Origin of the sequence: Mycobacterium sp. pR1184 (assembly GCF_041287235.1) — a bacterium.
In the GTDB taxonomy this organism is placed as follows: domain Bacteria; phylum Actinomycetota; class Actinomycetes; order Mycobacteriales; family Mycobacteriaceae; genus Mycobacterium.
In genome coordinates, this window is record NZ_JBGGKR010000014.1 from 178345 (window position 1) to 193097 (window position 14753).

Below are 14753 nucleotides of genomic sequence, written 5' to 3' on the forward strand. Positions count from 1 at the left end.
CCGCATGAGTCGGTATCCTGGGCTGTCGCGGCGCGCAATCCGTGCCGGACCCCCGAACATTTGAGGAGCTTGAACGATGGCCGCTGTGTGCGATATCTGCGGGAAAGGCCCCGGCTTCGGTAAGTCGGTGTCGCACTCCCACCGGCGCACCAGCCGGCGCTGGGACCCGAACGTCCAGACGGTGCACGTCGTGGCGCGTCCCGGCGGCAACAAGCAACGCCTCAATGTCTGCGCGTCCTGCATCAAGGCCGGCAAGGTCGTACGCGGCTAACCGCGGCTACATCACGGTGTGTCCGGCGTCGACGGGTATCGATACGCCGGTGATGTAGCGGGCGCGGGGACCAACCAGCCACAGCACGGCTTCGGTCACGTCCTGCGGCTCGACCAGCGGCACGTCGGGTAGCAGCATCTGCGCGACGGCGGGGTTCGGATTCTCCAGCATCCGGTTCACCACGAAATCGTTGAGGATCATCGGGGTCGTCACTCCGGCCGGATGGATCGAATTGACCCGAATCTTGTGCGGCGCATAGGCATTGGCAGCCGAACGCATCAGCCCCACCACGCCGTGCTTGGATGCGGCGTAGGCGAACATCGCCGCGGTGCCGTCGCCACCCCGGCCGGTCAGGCCCTGCGACGAGCTGACCAGCACGATCGATCCGCCCTTGCCCCCGCGAATCATCGACGGCACCGTCGCCAGCAGCGTGTGCCAGACCCCCTTGAGGTTGGTGTCCACGATCGAGTTGAACACCGGCTCGTTGCGGATTTCGGTGTCACCGATCGCCACCACCCCGGCGTTGGCGATGACGATGTCCACCTCGCCGAGTTCGTCGATCGCGGTCTGCACCCCGGTCTCCAACTGGGGCAGGTCGCGGACGTCGGCGACGACGGGGACCGCCTTGCGGCCCGCGGCTTCGACCAGGCGCGCGGTCTCTTCGAGATCCGCTTTGGTCCCCAATGGATAGGGAATCGCGTCGATATCGGCGCAGATGTCCACGGCGACGATGTCGGCGCCCTGTTCGGCGAGCGCGACGGCGTGGCTGCGTCCCTGGCCGCGTGCCGCACCCGTGATGACGGCTACCGAATTGTCGAGTTCACCCATAGCGGGCAACGTACCTGCCTGCGGCCATCACATCTGCATCAGGGGAGGATGGCTATGACAATGCAGCTGCGCACCGGTGGGGCTGGCTGCCGAACGGGCCGCTAGACGGACAGCGTTGTGCCCGTCTGTTCTTCGGCGAAGGCCACCAGGCGGGCGGCCACGTCGTAGTTCGACGCCAGTGGGGTGCGGCCGATCAAGGCCGGCTCGCCGCGCAGGCCGAGCCTGCCGCTGACACCGACGAAGCTACCCGGCGGCACCGGTTCGCTGATGCAGTACAACGTGGTGGCCGCACCTTCGTCGATGTCGTTGGCCAACCGGTCGGCCACGACGTTGACGCCCTTTTGCACCAACGACATCAGCGGCGCGTCCGAAATGTTGGACAGGTTCGAGGCCACCCATCCGGGATGAGTCAATTGGGTGACGATCGGCGAGCCGGCGGCGCGCAACCGGCGATCCAGCTCAAGCCCCCACAACATGACCCCGAGCTTGGACATGGCATAGGAGCCCAGCCGCGTCCACTTGTTGCGACGCAGGTGCATGTCGTCGAGACGCAGCGTGGCCGACTTGTGCGCATCGGAGCCCACGTTGATGATCTGCGAACGCACCCGGGGCAGCAGCAGATTGGTCAACGCGAACGGCCCGAGCAGGTTGGTGCCCAGCGTCATCTCGAAACCGTCGACGGTTTCCCTGCGATGGTTGGCGAGCGTGCCGGCGTTGTTGATCAGGATGTCGATGTCCCCGTCGACCTGATCGGGGAACGCACGCACCGAGGACAAGTCCGCGAGATCGAGCTTGATCACCGACGTCGAGCCGCCCATCTGCGCGGCGCGTTCCTTGCCGAGGTCGGTGTTGCGCACGGCCAGAATCACGTGGGCACCGGCTTTGGTCAGCGCCTGCGCGGTGCCCAGGCCGACGCCGTTGGTTGCTCCCGTCACGATGACTCGCTTGCCGGTCAAGTTGCCGAGGCGGCTCGGCGTCCAAGGTGTCGTCACGACGCTTAAGAGTAATGGGCGGTTCTATGTAAGTTGGGTCAGTTCTGCCAACATGGTCTGCATGAGTGACAGCGGACGCGAAATCACCAACCTGATCTACCGGTACGCCGAACTCCTCGACGGTGGCGACCTGGACGGGGTGGCCGGGCTTTTCGCGCATGGCCGCATCTGCGGCGTGGAGGACGGCCCGCCGGAGACGGTGTTCGAAGGGTCCGCCCGGGTGCGCCAGATGTACGACATGGCCACCCGGATCTACGAGGACGGCACCCCGAAGACCAAACACAACACCAGCAATGTGGCGCTCCACATCGACGAGGCCGCGGGCACCGCGCGCAGCACGTCCTACTACTGCGTCACGCAGGCCACCCCCGAACTTCCGCTGCAGGTGATCGTCACCGGGCACTACAAGGACACCTTCCACCGAGTGCACGGAGCCTGGTGGTTCGACAGCCGCATTATGTTCGTCGACCAGGTCGGCGACGTCAGCCAGCACCTGAAGTTCTGAACGCGTGGCGGACCCCAGCGCCTTCGACCGCGTGCTGGCCGACGCACAGCGCAAAGAGGCGCTAACCGATTGGGGCCCCGGCGAATTCGAGGGCCCGCTGCGGGTGCTGCTGGACGACTACGCGCGCGCCGACCTCAACGCCATCGGCGTGCACATCCTGCGCTCCGGCATCGTGCACAGCCTGCGCATGCGGCTTCGCACCCAGGAGTGGATCCGCCGGCACCCGGAGACCCTCGACGAGCAGGTCGCCGTGCCGATCGTCGTCGTCGGAATGATGCGCAGCGGCACCACCCTGTTGCAGCGACTGCTGGCCGCCGACCCGCGTTTCGTCTGCGCCTACGGCTGGGAGGTTGTCGAGGTCGCGCCGCGGCTCGACTACGACTTCAGCGCCGCCGACGATCCGCGCATCGCGATCAGCGAAGCGCGAGAAGCGAAATCGCGCGAGTTGGCACCGGATCTGTTCGCGATCCACCCGATGTACGCACGCGAGGCCGAAGAAGAGATCGTTTTCCTGGCCGACGCGTTTCTGTCGCACGTCCCCGAATCCGGTGCCCACCTTCCGCATTACCGATGCTGGCTCGACCAGCAAGACTTCTCCCCCGCCTACGACCACCTGCACCGCATGCTGCAGTTCATCCAGTGGCAGAAGCGCAGGCGCGGACAGGTGGCCGAACGCTGGGTGCTGAAATCGCCTGCGCACCTTGGGTATCTGGACCTACTGCGCGCGCGGTTCCCCGGCCTGCACATCGTCCACATGCACCGCGACCCGCGCACCACGATCGCCTCCGGGGCCAGCCTGAACGCCACGCTGCACGCGATGCACGCCGACAGCGTCGATGTGCGGCGGGTGGGCGCGCAGTGGCTGCAGCGGATGGGCTGGACCAACGATCGGGCCATGTCGACCCGCGACGGCTGGCCCGACGACGCCGCCGTGGTGACCGACATAGGATTCGCCGACGCGGTGGCCGATCCGATCGGACAGGTTGCCCGCGTCTACGACGCCGTCGGTCTGCCGCTCACCGGTGACGCCGAGGATGCGATGCGGCGATGGCTCGACGAGCGTCCCCGCGAGGCGGCCCGCCCGCCCTACGGGCTGGCGAACTACGGCCTGCTACCCGAGCAGGTCGATGAGCGATTCACCCTGTACAACCAGCGTTTCGGACAGCACCTCGGAGGAACAGCACATGCCTGACGATCCAATCTCGACGGCATCCCAGCGCGAACAGGAGCTGGCCGCCCTCGACCTGATCGAGCATCCCACCGTCAAGGCCGCCTATCGCACGGTGGCCGAGAACTGGCTGGCGCGGGCCAAGGCGTCGGACGCCATGCGCGAACGGTTCGACGATTCGTTCGCCGAGGTGATGTTCTCGGCGGCGATGTGGTCGTCCAACCAGGACAAGCTGCGGCCCAAAGTCACCTGCATCACCCGGCTGGCGCACCCGGTCGCGGGCCGTCGCATTCCCGGATCACGTTGGGGCATCGACAATCCCGACAGCGTGTATCGGGTGATCCCGATCTCGGGCGACGAGCGTTACGAGATCCGCGGGCGAGTCGGCGAGCACCGCATGACCGAGAACTACTTCACGCTGTGGGACGCCAACATGGGCACCGTCAACGTGCTCAACGGCCGCACCATGGAGGTCGATTCCGACGGCAGCTACACCATCACCGTGGCCGCCGACCCGGCCAACGGGCGCGGGAACCATGTGCAGACCTCCCCGCAAGCTCACGAGTTCTACATCCGCGACGTGCTGCTGGACTGGGGCCGCGACGACCCCAATTACATTGAGGTGCAACGACTCGGCGGCTCACCGACCACTGCGGCGCGCACGCTCGACGAGCAGGCCGAGGCGACCGCGGTGATGATGGAGTATTTCGCCAACTTCACCGGCAAGCTCAGCCATGGCATCTACAAGATGCCGGCCAACCATTTCAACCTGGCCTGGTCAGCGGACAAGGTGGGCGCGATGCGCAACCAGGTGTACGTGATGGGCCGCTTCGAACTCGCTCCCGACGAAGCGTTCGTCGTCGACCTCAACGACGGGGGTGCCGAATACTTCACCGTGCCACTGAGCAATATCTGGGGCACCACACTCGATATCGTCGACCGCACCGGCAGCCTCAACAAGGCGCAGTCGGTGCCCAATGCGGACGGCAGCTACACCTACGTGATCTCGCCGGTCGATCCCGGCGTCGCGAATTGGATCGACTCCGACGGCCTGCGCGAGGCCATCCTGACCCTGCGCATGGCGGAGTTCGGTGAGACCGGCCCGCGCGAGGACCTCGGCGCTCGCGGACGAGTGGTCAAGCTGGACCGGCTCGACACCGAGGTGCCGCACTTGCCGCGGGTCAGCGCCCACGAGCGGGCCACCACGTTGGCGCAGCGGCGCAAGGCGTACCTGCGCCGGCTGCCGGAAGGGACGGCCTGAAATGGCGCGCTGGCTGATCACGGGTTGCTCCACCGGCTTCGGACGTGAGATCGCCCGCGCCGCACTAGCAGCCGGCCACAGCGTGGTGGTGACCGCGCGGCGGGCCGAGGCGGTGCAGGATCTGGCCGATGAATTCGCAGACCGGGCCGTCGCGGTGGCACTCGACGTGACCGATGCCGCCCAGATCGCGGCCGCGGTATCGGCGGCCGACGAAGCGTTCGGCGGGATCGACGTCCTGGTCAACAACGCCGGTCACGGCTACCTGTCCTCGGTGGAAGAGGGTGAGGACGCCGAGGTGCGAAAGTTGTTCGACGTCAACTACTTCGGGGCCGTCGACATGATCAAGGCGGTGCTGCCGTCGATGCGCGAGCGCGGTGCGGGCCACATCATCAACATCTCGTCGATGACCGGTCTGGTGGCCAACCCGCCCAACGCCTACTACTCGTCGACCAAGTTCGCGCTCGAGGCCGTGACCGAGGCGCTGGCCACCGAGGTGCGGCCGTTGGGCATCAAGGTGACCGCGATCGAGCCGGGCGCGTTCCGGACCGACTGGGCCACGCGGTCGATGAAGGAATCGCACAACCCGATCGCCGCCTACGCCGACGTGGCCGCGCGCAAGGACCTGATCAAGCAGTTCGCCGACCATCTGCCGGGCGACCCGCGCAAGGTGGCCGAGGCGGTGCTGATGGTCACCACGCTTGACGAGCCACCGCTGCGGCTGCTGCTGGGCCGCGACGTTCTGAAGGCGATGCGCGGCAAGATCGCCGCGATGTCGGCGTCGATCGAAGAGTGGAAAGCCGTCACGAAGGACGTGAACTTCCCCGGATCATGAGCTCAGGGCAGCCGCCAGTCGATCGGGTCGGCGCCCATCCCGGCGAGCAGTTCGTTGGCGCGGCTGAACGGGCGGGAGCCGAAGAATCCGCGCGAGGCGGACAGCGGCGACGGGTGCGGCGACTCGATCGCGACGCAATTGCCTTCTGCCAGAACAGGTTTGAGGGTGGATGCGTCGCGGCCCCACAGGATCGCCACCATCGGCTGCGACCGCGCGACCAGGGCGCGGATGGCACACTCGGTGACCGCTTCCCAGCCCTTGCCGCGATGTGACGCCGGGTTGCTCGGACGAACGGTGAGGACCCTGTTCAACAGCAGCACGCCACGCTGGGCCCAGGGCGTCAGATCGCCGCACGACGGTGGCGGATAACCGAGGTCGGCCGAGTACTCGTCGAAGATGTTGGACAGACTGCGCGGCAGCGGACGCACCTCGGGAGCCACCGAGAAACTCAGGCCCACCGCGTGTCCCGGCGTGGGGTAGGGATCTTGTCCGACGATCAGCACCCGGACCTGATCGAAGGGAAAGGTGAAGGCGCGCAACACGTTCGGCCCCGCAGGTAGGTACTTGCGGCCGGCCGCGATCTCGTCGCGCAGGAACTGCCCCATCTTGGTCACTTGTTCGGCCACCGGCTCGAGCGCGCCCGCCCACCCCTGCTCGACGAGTTCGTTCAATGGACGTGCGGTCACCGGGCAACCCTAACCTTCGAACGACTCCCAGCCCGCGTATCCCTGCCACTGCGCGCCGTCGACGAGCACCCGGGCCGGCCCGTCGAGCACCCGCCCGATCACGCGCCACCCGGACGGCACCGCACCCGCGAAGCAGGCCACCAGGGCGTGGTCTTCGCCGCCGCCCAGCACCCACGACCACGGATCGACCCCGGTCGCCGCCGCGGCGGCGCTCAGCGCGTCGCGATCCGGAGCCAGCGCCGCGGTGGACAAGTCGATGCCCACCCCCGACGCGTCGGCGACATGCCGCAGGTCGGCGATCAGTCCATCGGAGACGTCGATCATCGCCTGCGCGCCCGCCGCCGCGGCCGCGGCACCTTGGCCGTAGGGCGGCTCAGGCACCAGATGGCGGGCACGCAGTTGATCGAATCCACTAATCTCGTTGCGCCACAAGGTGTATCCGGCAGCCGAGCGGCCCAGGTGCCCGGCGACGGCGAGCACCGCGCCGGGCTTGGCCCCCGAGCGCAACACCGGGGCTCGGCCGCCGAGGTCGCCCAGCACCGCCACCGACAACACCCACAGCGGGGAGCTGACCAGATCGCCGCCGACGATGCCGGCGCCGACACGCGCTGCCTCCTCCCACATTCCGTCCACCAACGCGTCCGCGTCCGCCGTCGGCGTATCGGCGGGGGCGCCGAAGCCGACCACGAACGCCGTGGCCCGCCCACCCATTGCCTCGATGTCCGCGGCGTTCTGGGCTATCGCCTTGCGGCCCACGTCATGCGGTGTGGACCAGTCCAGCCGGAAATGCCGGCCGGCCACCAGCATGTCGGTCGACACCACGCTGCGGCCGTCCCCGGCCGATACCACCGCCGCGTCGTCACCGGGCCCGAGCAGCACCGCGTCGGGCTGAACCCGGCCGCGCACCAGCCGGTCGATGACGGCGAATTCACCGAGCTGCCCCAGGGTGGGCGACTCGCCGGATATTTTGTCGCGCACGTCAGCTCCTCCGGTACTACAGGGCTCTCGTACAGCGGCCCGACCTGCGGTAAGTTTGGTCCCTGCCCGCGCGGGCGGACGGCGCCAGTGTATGAGATGGGAGGTGCCCGGTTCTCGACGCTACGGGCGTCGACGGCCGGGCGATGATGACCGGTTCGGACTCCGACGACCCAGGCGGACCGCCGCGGGCCCTACTGATCGCCGCGGTTGTGGTGGCGGTCCTCGCCATCGGCATCGTGCTTGTCATCGCCGCAACGCGCGAAGCGCCGCCGCAACCGGTAGCCCTTCCCGCGGTGCCGGCGCCGCAGGCCGGCAGTCCCGCATGCCACGCGCTGTCGGCGGCGCTGCCGCAGCGGCTCGGCGACTATCTGCGCGCGCCGCTGGCACAGCCGGCACCCGAGGGCGCGGCCGCCTGGCGCACCGGAACCGGTAACGAGCCGGTGGTGTTGCGCTGCGGGCTCGACCGTCCGACCGGCTTCGTGGTGGGATCCCCGATCCAGATCGTCGACCGGGTGCAGTGGTTCGAGGCGGCGGCCGAGCAACAATACGGCGGCGACGCAGGCAGATCCACCTGGTACACGGTGGACCGGCCGGTGTATCTGGCGCTGACCCTGCCGTCGGGATCCGGACCCACACCGATCCAGCAGCTTTCCGAGGTGATCGACCACACCATCACGGCGGTGCCGATCGACCCCGCCCGGCCCGGTGAGCGTTAGCGCAGACCGGTGCCCCGGGCCAGGGCCGTTTCCACCATGGTGGCCAGCAGACTCCGGTAGTCGATGCCGCTGGCCGCCCACATCCTCGGGTACATCGAGATCGTGGTGAACCCCGGCATCGTGTTGACCTCGTTGATCACCGGCCCGTCCTCGGTGAGGAAGAAGTCGACCCGGGCCAGGCCTTGGCAGTCGATGGCCTTGAACGCCCGGATCGCCAATTGACGGACGTCGTCTGCGATCTCGTCGTCGACCTTGGCGGGCACATCCAATTCGGCCGCGTCATCGAGGTATTTCGTCTCGAAGTCGTAGAAGCCGTCCTCGCGACCGCGCACACCGGCCACCCGGATCTCCCCCACCGTGCTGGCTTCTATTGTGCCGTCCGGCATTTCGAGTACACCGCACTCCAGCTCGCGACCATTGATCGCGGCTTCGACGATCACCTTCGGATCGTGGCGGCGAGCATCGGTCACCGCGGCGGCCAGGTCATCCCAACTCGCGACCCGGTTGACCCCGATCGAGGAACCACCGCGTGCCGGTTTGACGAAGACCGGCAGACCCAGCCGCTCGCGCTCCTGCGGCGCCAGCGTCTGCCGCGACGGGCGCAGCACCACATACGGCCCGACCGGAATCCCCTCGGCGACAAGCAGTTTCTTGGTGAATTCCTTGTCCATCCCGACGGCGCTGGACAGCACGCCGGCGCCGACGTAGGGCAGACCGGCGAGTTCGAGCAGCCCCTGGATCGTGCCGTCCTCGCCGTAGGGGCCGTGCAGAACCGGGAAGACCACGTCGACCGAAGCCAGGACTTCACTGGCGCCCGGCGGCAGCGACACCAGCTGGCCGCCGCGCCGCGGATCGGCCGGCAGGGCCAGCTCCGTTCCCGATTCGGCGGTCACCCCGGGCAGTTGCCGGTCACTGATCGCCAGCGCATCCGGGTCGCCGTCGGTAAGCACCCACGAGCCTTCGGGGGTGATGCCGATCGCGACCACATCGAATCGCTGCGGATCGAGGTTGCGCAGGATGCTGCCCGCGGACACGCACGAGATGGCGTGCTCGTTGCTGCGCCCACCGAAGACGACAGCAACGCGCACCCGGCTGCCCCCTGACACAGAGGGCCGGCTGGTCGCATTACTGGCGTTCACAACCTGGAGAGGGTACCGGTTGGGATGCCGACGGGTCGGGTCGCCGACCGGTGGCGCGGTTTTGCCGGAACGGCCGGCGGCGCGCTCATTCCGGCTTGGTGCTGCGGCCCAGCAGCAGGGCCATCGCGTCGTCAACCGAGAGGCCCTTGTGGCACACCCGGTGTACCGCATCGGTGAGCGGCATCTCGACGTCGTAGCTGGACGCCAGCGCGAGCACGGATTCGCACGACGTCACGCCCTCCACGACGTGGCCGTCCTTTCCTTCCAGCGCCAACTGCATGCTTGCGCCCCGACCCAGGCGCTCACCCATCGACCGGTTGCGCGAATGCGGAGATGTGCAGGTAGCGACCAGATCGCCCACCCCGGCCAGGCCCGCCAGGGTCGCGCCCTTGGCGCCCAGCGCAATGCCGAGCCGCATGATCTCGGCCAGACCGCGGGTGATGATCGCCGCGGCGGTGTTTTCGCCCAGCCCGACGCCGGCCGCCATCCCGCACGCGAGCGCGATGACGTTCTTGCAGGCCCCGCCGATCTCGGTGCCGACCACGTCGCTGTTGGTATACGGGCGGAAGTAGCCGGTGTTCAGCATGCGCTGCAGGGCGACGGCGCGCCCGGAGTCGCTGCACGCGACCACGGTGGCGGTGGGTTGACATTCGGCGATTTCACTGGCCAGGTTCGGCCCGGAGATCACCGCGACCTGCGACATGTCCACGCCGGTCACCGAGACGATGACCTGACTCATTCGCATCAGGGTGCCCAGCTCGATGCCTTTGGCCAGGCTGACCAGGGTCGCACCGTCGGCGATCAGGGGCGCCCACTGCTCGAGGTTGCTGCGCAGGTTCTGCGCGGGGACGCCCAGCAGCACCGTCGTCACGCCATGTAGAGCCTCGGCCGCGTCGGCGGTGGCCCGGATGCCCGGCGGCAACAGGGTGCCCGGCAGGTAGGCGGGGTTGTAGCGGGTGGCGTTGATCTGCTCGGCGACATCGGATCGACGCGCCCACAGCCTGATCTGGCCTTCGGTCCCTGCGAGGGCCTCGGCGAGCACCTTGGCCAGCGACGTTCCCCATGCCCCGGCGCCCATCACCGCAACGGCGCCCGCTGTGCTGACCATGTCCCCATCCCGATCTGTAACAAACGCGGCATCTGCAGCCGCTACACCCTAGAACAGCGATTCGCCGCCGTCACCATGATGGCTCGCGACCGGCACGACAACGCGCGCTGGCAGGATTGACGCTATGAGCGGCACCCGGGTTGACGGCGCCGGCGACGTCGCGTTGATCATCGCCGTCAAGCGGTTGGCCGCCGCCAAGACCAGACTGGCTCCGGTGTTCTCGGCGCGCACCCGCGAGAGTGTGGTGCTGGCCATGTTGGTGGACACCGTGACGGCCGCTGCCGGCGTCGCCGCCGTCGGCTCGATCACGGTCGTCACCCCCGACGACGCCGCGGCAGCCGCAGCGGTACGGCTCGGGGCGCAGGTGATCGCCGACCCGACGCCCGGCGGCCACCAGGATCCACTGAACCATGCGATCGCCACCGCAGAACGCTCCGTCGCGGAGTCGTTCTCCAATGTTGTTGCGCTGCAAGGTGATTTGCCCGCGCTACAGACCCAGGAGCTGGCCGAGGCGATCGCCGCGGCACGTGCGCACCAGCGCAGCTTCGTCGCCGATCGGCTGGCCACCGGCACCGCGGCCTTGTGCGCATTCGGCACCGCGCTAAATCCACAGTTCGGCTCGGATTCGGCCGCGCGGCATCGTCGTTCGGGTGCGATCGAGCTGACCGGCGCGTGGCCGGGACTGCGCTGTGACGTCGACACCCCCGCCGATTTGGCCGCTGCCCGCCGGCTCGGCATCGGCGGGGCAACCGCCCGCGCTATTGCCCACCCGTGAGGGCGCAGCAAACCTGTCCGGGGGATGAACGGCGCGCCAACGACGGATGGATCTCTACCGAGCGCTAGCAGCACCACCCGGTGATGAGCAATGATTCCCTCGTGACCGAAATCGAAGCTGAAGCACGGATTGACGAAACCGTGTGGCAACACGGCGACAGCGCCCTGGGCGCTCCCCCTGCTACCACCCACGCGGTGATCGATGATGCACTGCCGGAGGACCGGTACCTCAACCGTGAACTGAGCTGGCTGGACTTCAACGCGCGAGTGCTGGCGCTGGCCGCCGACACCTCGCTGCCATTGTTGGAGCGCGCCAAATTCCTGGCGATCTTCGCGTCGAACCTCGACGAGTTCTACATGGTCCGGGTGGCCGGACTCAAGCGTCGCGACGAGATGGGGTTGTCGGTCCGCTCGGCCGACGGCCTCACGCCGCGCGAGCAACTGGCCCGCATCGGCGAGCAGACGCAGCGGATCGCGACCCGGCACGCGCGCGAGTTTCTCGACTCGGTGCGCCCGGCGCTCGCACAAGAAGGCATTTATATCGTCACGTGGGCCGATTTGGATCAGGCTGAGCGCGACCAACTGTCGACCTACTTCACCGAGCAGGTCTTCCCGGTCCTGACCCCGCTCGCCGTGGACCCGGCGCACCCATTCCCGTTCGTGAGCGGGCTGAGCTTGAACCTGGCCGTCACGGTGAAGGACAGCGGTGGACAGCACTTCGCCCGAGTCAAGGTGCCCGACAACGTCGATCGCTTCGTCGAGCTCGGCGGCGAGGAGGGCGGCAACGAGGGACAAGCCGTCGTTCGTTACCTGCCGACCGAAGAGCTGATCGCGGCGTTCCTGCCGGAGTTGTTCCCCGGCATGGAGATCGTGGAACACCATACGTTCCGCATTACCCGCAACGCCGACTATGAGGTTGAAGAGGACCGCGACGAAGACCTATTGCAGGCGCTGGAGCGGGAATTGGCGCGTCGGCGGTTCGGTTCGCCGGTGCGACTCGAGGTCTCCGACGACATGACCGAGGGCATGTTGGAGCTGCTGCTGCGCGAACTCGACGTCAATCCCAGCGATGTCATCGAAGTGCCCGGGCTGCTTGACCTCTCGTCGCTGTGGCAGATCTACGGCATCGACCGGCCGGCGCTCAAGGACTGGACCTTCGTTCCGGCCACCAGCCCGGCGTTCGCCGACCGCGAAACTCCCAAGAGCATTTTCGCGACGCTGCGCGAAGGCGATGTGCTGCTTCACCATCCGTATGAGTCGTTCTCCACGAGCGTGCAGCGATTCATCGAGCAAGCCGCCGCCGACCCCAACGTGCTGGCGATCAAACAGACGCTGTACCGCACCTCCGGTGACTCGCCGATCGTTCGGGCGCTGATCCAGGCCGCCGAGGCCGGAAAACAAGTCGTGGCAATGGTGGAGATCAAGGCACGCTTCGACGAGCAGGCCAACATCCGCTGGGCACGCACCCTTGAGCAATCGGGCGTGCACGTCGTCTACGGCTACGTCGGGCTCAAGACGCACTGCAAGACCTGCCTGGTGGTTCGCCGCGAAGGGTCAACCATCCGGCGCTACTGCCACATTGGGACCGGCAACTACAACGGAAAGACGGCGCGGCTCTACGAGGACGTCGGTCTGCTCACGGCGTCTCCCGAAATCGGGGCCGATCTGACCGACCTGTTCAATTCGCTGACCGGCTACTCGCGCAAGGTTTCCTACCGCAATCTGTTGGTTGCCCCGCACAGTATTCGGACGGGCATCATCGAACGCGTCGATCGTGAGATCGCGGCGCACCGCGAACACGGCGGCGGCCGAATCCGGATGAAAATGAACGCGCTGGTCGACGAGCAGGTGATCGACGCGTTGTATCGCGCCTCGCGGGCCGGTGTGCAAGTCGAGGTGGTGGTGCGCGGAATCTGCGCGCTGCGCCCCGGCGCAGAAGGCTTCTCGGAGAACATCACCGTGCGCTCGATCCTCGGCCGTTACCTGGAGCACTCGCGGATCATGCACTTCAATCGCATCAACGAGTTCTGGATCGGCAGCGCCGACATGATGCACCGCAATCTCGACCGTCGCGTCGAGGCGCTGGTTCAGGTCAAGGACCCGAAGCTGACCTCGTATCTGAACGACTTGTTCGACTCGGCGCTGGACCCGTCCACCCGGTGCTGGGAACTCGAGGCCGACGGGCAGTGGATCGCGTCGCCCCGGGAAGGTCACTCCGTGCGCGACCACCAGGAGTCGCTGATGGAGCGGCACCGGGGCGCTTAACGCCCATGTGGTAATTTTCCAGGCCACCCGATGGCCAGCATGGTGCTGGCCGAATTGACCTGCAGGAGTAAGTTGTCGGACCAGAACTCGTCAGGCGGTCGGCGCTCAGGGAAGCGGATCGTCTACGCCGCAGGCGCGGTGCTGTGGCGACACAGCAGTGCTGATTCGGACAACCCCGAGCTCGAGATCGCGCTCATCCATCGCCCCCGCTACGACGACTGGTCGTTGCCCAAGGGCAAGGTGGACCCCGGCGAAACCGCGCCCGTGGCCGCGGTACGCGAAGTACTGGAGGAGACCGGGCACCACGCCATCCTCGGCCGGCGCTTGGCCAAGGTGAGCTATCCGATCGAAGCGGGTGTCAAAAAGGTGTACTACTGGGCGGCGCGCAGCACCGGTGGCACATTCGTACCGGGCAAAGAGGTCGACGAACTGATCTGGTTGCCCGTGGCTGCCGCAATGAAGAAGCTCGACTACGCCCAGGACCGAAATGTGTTGCGGCGCTTCATGAAACAGCCCGCGGACACGCATACCGTGTTGGTGGTGCGGCACGGCACCGCAGGCCGGAAGTCACGCTTTTCCGGCGACGACACCAAGCGACCGCTGGACAAAAAAGGACGCGCGCAAGCCGAGGCGCTGGTCGCCCAGCTGATGGCGTTCGGCGTCACCGACGTATACGCCGCCGATCGGGTGCGGTGCCATCAGACGGTTGAACCACTCGCCGAGGAACTGGGCGTGAGCATCCAGAGCGAGTCCACGCTCACCGAAGAGGCTTACGCCAAGAGCCCCAAACGGGGCCGGCACCGGATGCTGCGCATCGCCGACCACGAGGGCACACCGGTGATCTGTACGCAGGGCAAGGTAATTCCGGATCTGATCACCTGGTGGTGCGAACGCGACGGCGTGGACCCGGACAAGTCACGCAACCACAAGGGCAGCACCTGGGTGCTCTCGCTGTCCGAGGGCCGACTGGTGGCGGCCGATCACATCGGCGGCGCGTTGGCCGCCAACGTTCGGGCCTGATACACGAAATACCCTTCGGGGGCAGCCATGCCGCCCGAAGGGTATTCGCGTCTGAACTCGGTTGACTTACTTGCGACCGCGCTTGGCGGCCGTCTTCTTGGCCGGCGCCTTCTTGGCAGCAGTCTTCTTAGCCGGAGCCTTGGTCGCGGCCTTCTTGACCGGAGCCTTGGTCGCGGCCTTCTTGACCGGAGCCTTGGTCGCGGCCTTCTT

General features: G+C 67.3%; 15 protein-coding genes and 1 pseudogene. 9 read left to right on the plus strand and 7 right to left on the minus strand.

What is annotated here, in order from left to right; all coding sequences use genetic code 11:
- Positions 1 to 76: 76 nt before the first annotated feature.
- Positions 77 to 271, plus strand: a complete 195-nt coding sequence (gene rpmB / locus ACAG21_RS22765; RefSeq protein ID WP_036467958.1) for a 50S ribosomal protein L28 — start codon at positions 77 to 79, stop codon at positions 269 to 271.
- A 6-nt stretch (positions 272 to 277) separates the two neighbouring features.
- Here rpmB and ACAG21_RS22770 read toward each other — a convergent pair whose 3' ends face one another.
- Both ACAG21_RS22770 and ACAG21_RS22775 read right to left on the minus strand, forming a co-directional pair.
- Complete coding sequence (locus ACAG21_RS22770) at positions 278 to 1099, minus strand: mycofactocin-coupled SDR family oxidoreductase (protein ID WP_370498532.1); 822 nt, start codon at positions 1097 to 1099, stop codon at positions 278 to 280.
- A 101-nt stretch (positions 1100 to 1200) separates the two neighbouring features.
- Positions 1201 to 2091 carry an SDR family NAD(P)-dependent oxidoreductase gene (locus ACAG21_RS22775; protein WP_370498533.1) on the minus strand — a complete coding sequence of 297 codons (891 nt, stop codon included), beginning with the start codon at positions 2089 to 2091 and terminating at the stop codon, positions 1201 to 1203.
- Between the two features lie 61 nt (positions 2092 to 2152).
- Between ACAG21_RS22775 and ACAG21_RS22780 the strand changes: the two genes are divergently transcribed.
- The 4 genes from ACAG21_RS22780 to ACAG21_RS22795 are packed head-to-tail and all read left to right on the plus strand — an operon-like array spanning position 2153 to position 5857.
- A complete protein-coding gene (locus ACAG21_RS22780; RefSeq protein WP_370498534.1) occupies positions 2153 to 2596 on the plus strand; it encodes a nuclear transport factor 2 family protein in 444 nt (147 codons plus the stop codon).
- A gap of 4 nt (positions 2597 to 2600) precedes the next feature.
- Positions 2601 to 3788: a sulfotransferase gene (locus ACAG21_RS22785; RefSeq protein ID WP_370498535.1), complete on the plus strand. Its 1188-nt coding sequence runs from the start codon at positions 2601 to 2603 to the stop codon at positions 3786 to 3788.
- Positions 3781 to 5025 carry a hypothetical protein gene (locus ACAG21_RS22790; protein WP_370498536.1) on the plus strand — a complete coding sequence of 415 codons (1245 nt, stop codon included), beginning with the start codon at positions 3781 to 3783 and terminating at the stop codon, positions 5023 to 5025. Before ACAG21_RS22785 ends, ACAG21_RS22790 begins: the two co-directional genes overlap by 8 nt.
- A 1-nt stretch (position 5026) precedes the next feature.
- Entirely contained in the window at positions 5027 to 5857 is an 831-nt protein-coding gene (locus tag ACAG21_RS22795; RefSeq protein WP_370498537.1) for an oxidoreductase, read from the plus strand.
- A 2-nt stretch (positions 5858 to 5859) separates the two neighbouring features.
- On the opposite strand, the gene ACAG21_RS22800 is transcribed toward ACAG21_RS22795, so the two are convergent.
- Positions 5860 to 6543 carry a uracil-DNA glycosylase gene (locus ACAG21_RS22800; RefSeq protein WP_370498538.1) on the minus strand — a complete coding sequence of 228 codons (684 nt, stop codon included), beginning with the start codon at positions 6541 to 6543 and terminating at the stop codon, positions 5860 to 5862.
- Positions 6544 to 6552: 9 nt separating this feature from the next.
- Complete coding sequence (locus tag ACAG21_RS22805) at positions 6553 to 7521, minus strand: thiamine-phosphate kinase (RefSeq protein ID WP_370498539.1); 969 nt, start codon at positions 7519 to 7521, stop codon at positions 6553 to 6555.
- Positions 7522 to 7667: 146 nt separating this feature from the next.
- Here ACAG21_RS22805 and ACAG21_RS22810 point away from each other — a divergent pair, with 146 nt between their 5' ends.
- Positions 7668 to 8237, plus strand: a complete 570-nt coding sequence (locus ACAG21_RS22810; protein ID WP_370498540.1) for a DUF3515 domain-containing protein — start codon at positions 7668 to 7670, stop codon at positions 8235 to 8237.
- On the opposite strand, the gene ACAG21_RS22815 is transcribed toward ACAG21_RS22810, so the two are convergent.
- Together ACAG21_RS22815 and ACAG21_RS22820 are read right to left on the minus strand one after the other, a co-directional pair.
- Positions 8234 to 9343: a D-alanine--D-alanine ligase family protein gene (locus ACAG21_RS22815; protein WP_370498541.1), complete on the minus strand. Its 1110-nt coding sequence runs from the start codon at positions 9341 to 9343 to the stop codon at positions 8234 to 8236. The two genes, ACAG21_RS22810 and ACAG21_RS22815, sit on opposite strands and share 4 nt — an antisense overlap.
- A gap of 118 nt (positions 9344 to 9461) precedes the next feature.
- The gene (locus tag ACAG21_RS22820; RefSeq protein ID WP_370498542.1) at positions 9462 to 10484 is read right to left on the minus strand and encodes an NAD(P)H-dependent glycerol-3-phosphate dehydrogenase; all 1023 of its coding nucleotides are present in this window, start codon (positions 10482 to 10484) and stop codon (positions 9462 to 9464) included.
- Between the two features lie 124 nt (positions 10485 to 10608).
- Here ACAG21_RS22820 and cofC point away from each other — a divergent pair, with 124 nt between their 5' ends.
- From cofC to ACAG21_RS22835, 3 genes are all read left to right on the plus strand, one after another.
- Positions 10609 to 11259: a 2-phospho-L-lactate guanylyltransferase gene (gene cofC, locus ACAG21_RS22825; protein WP_370498543.1), complete on the plus strand. Its 651-nt coding sequence runs from the start codon at positions 10609 to 10611 to the stop codon at positions 11257 to 11259.
- 80 nt (positions 11260 to 11339) lie between these two features.
- Positions 11340 to 13523, plus strand: a complete 2184-nt coding sequence (locus ACAG21_RS22830; RefSeq protein ID WP_370498544.1) for an RNA degradosome polyphosphate kinase — start codon at positions 11340 to 11342, stop codon at positions 13521 to 13523.
- A gap of 72 nt (positions 13524 to 13595) precedes the next feature.
- Complete coding sequence (locus ACAG21_RS22835) at positions 13596 to 14543, plus strand: NUDIX domain-containing protein (RefSeq protein ID WP_370498552.1); 948 nt, start codon at positions 13596 to 13598, stop codon at positions 14541 to 14543.
- 81 nt (positions 14544 to 14624) lie between these two features.
- On the opposite strand, the pseudogene ACAG21_RS22840 reads toward ACAG21_RS22835, so the two are convergent.
- Positions 14625 to 14753, minus strand: a pseudogene (locus ACAG21_RS22840) (hypothetical protein); the annotation flags it as partial.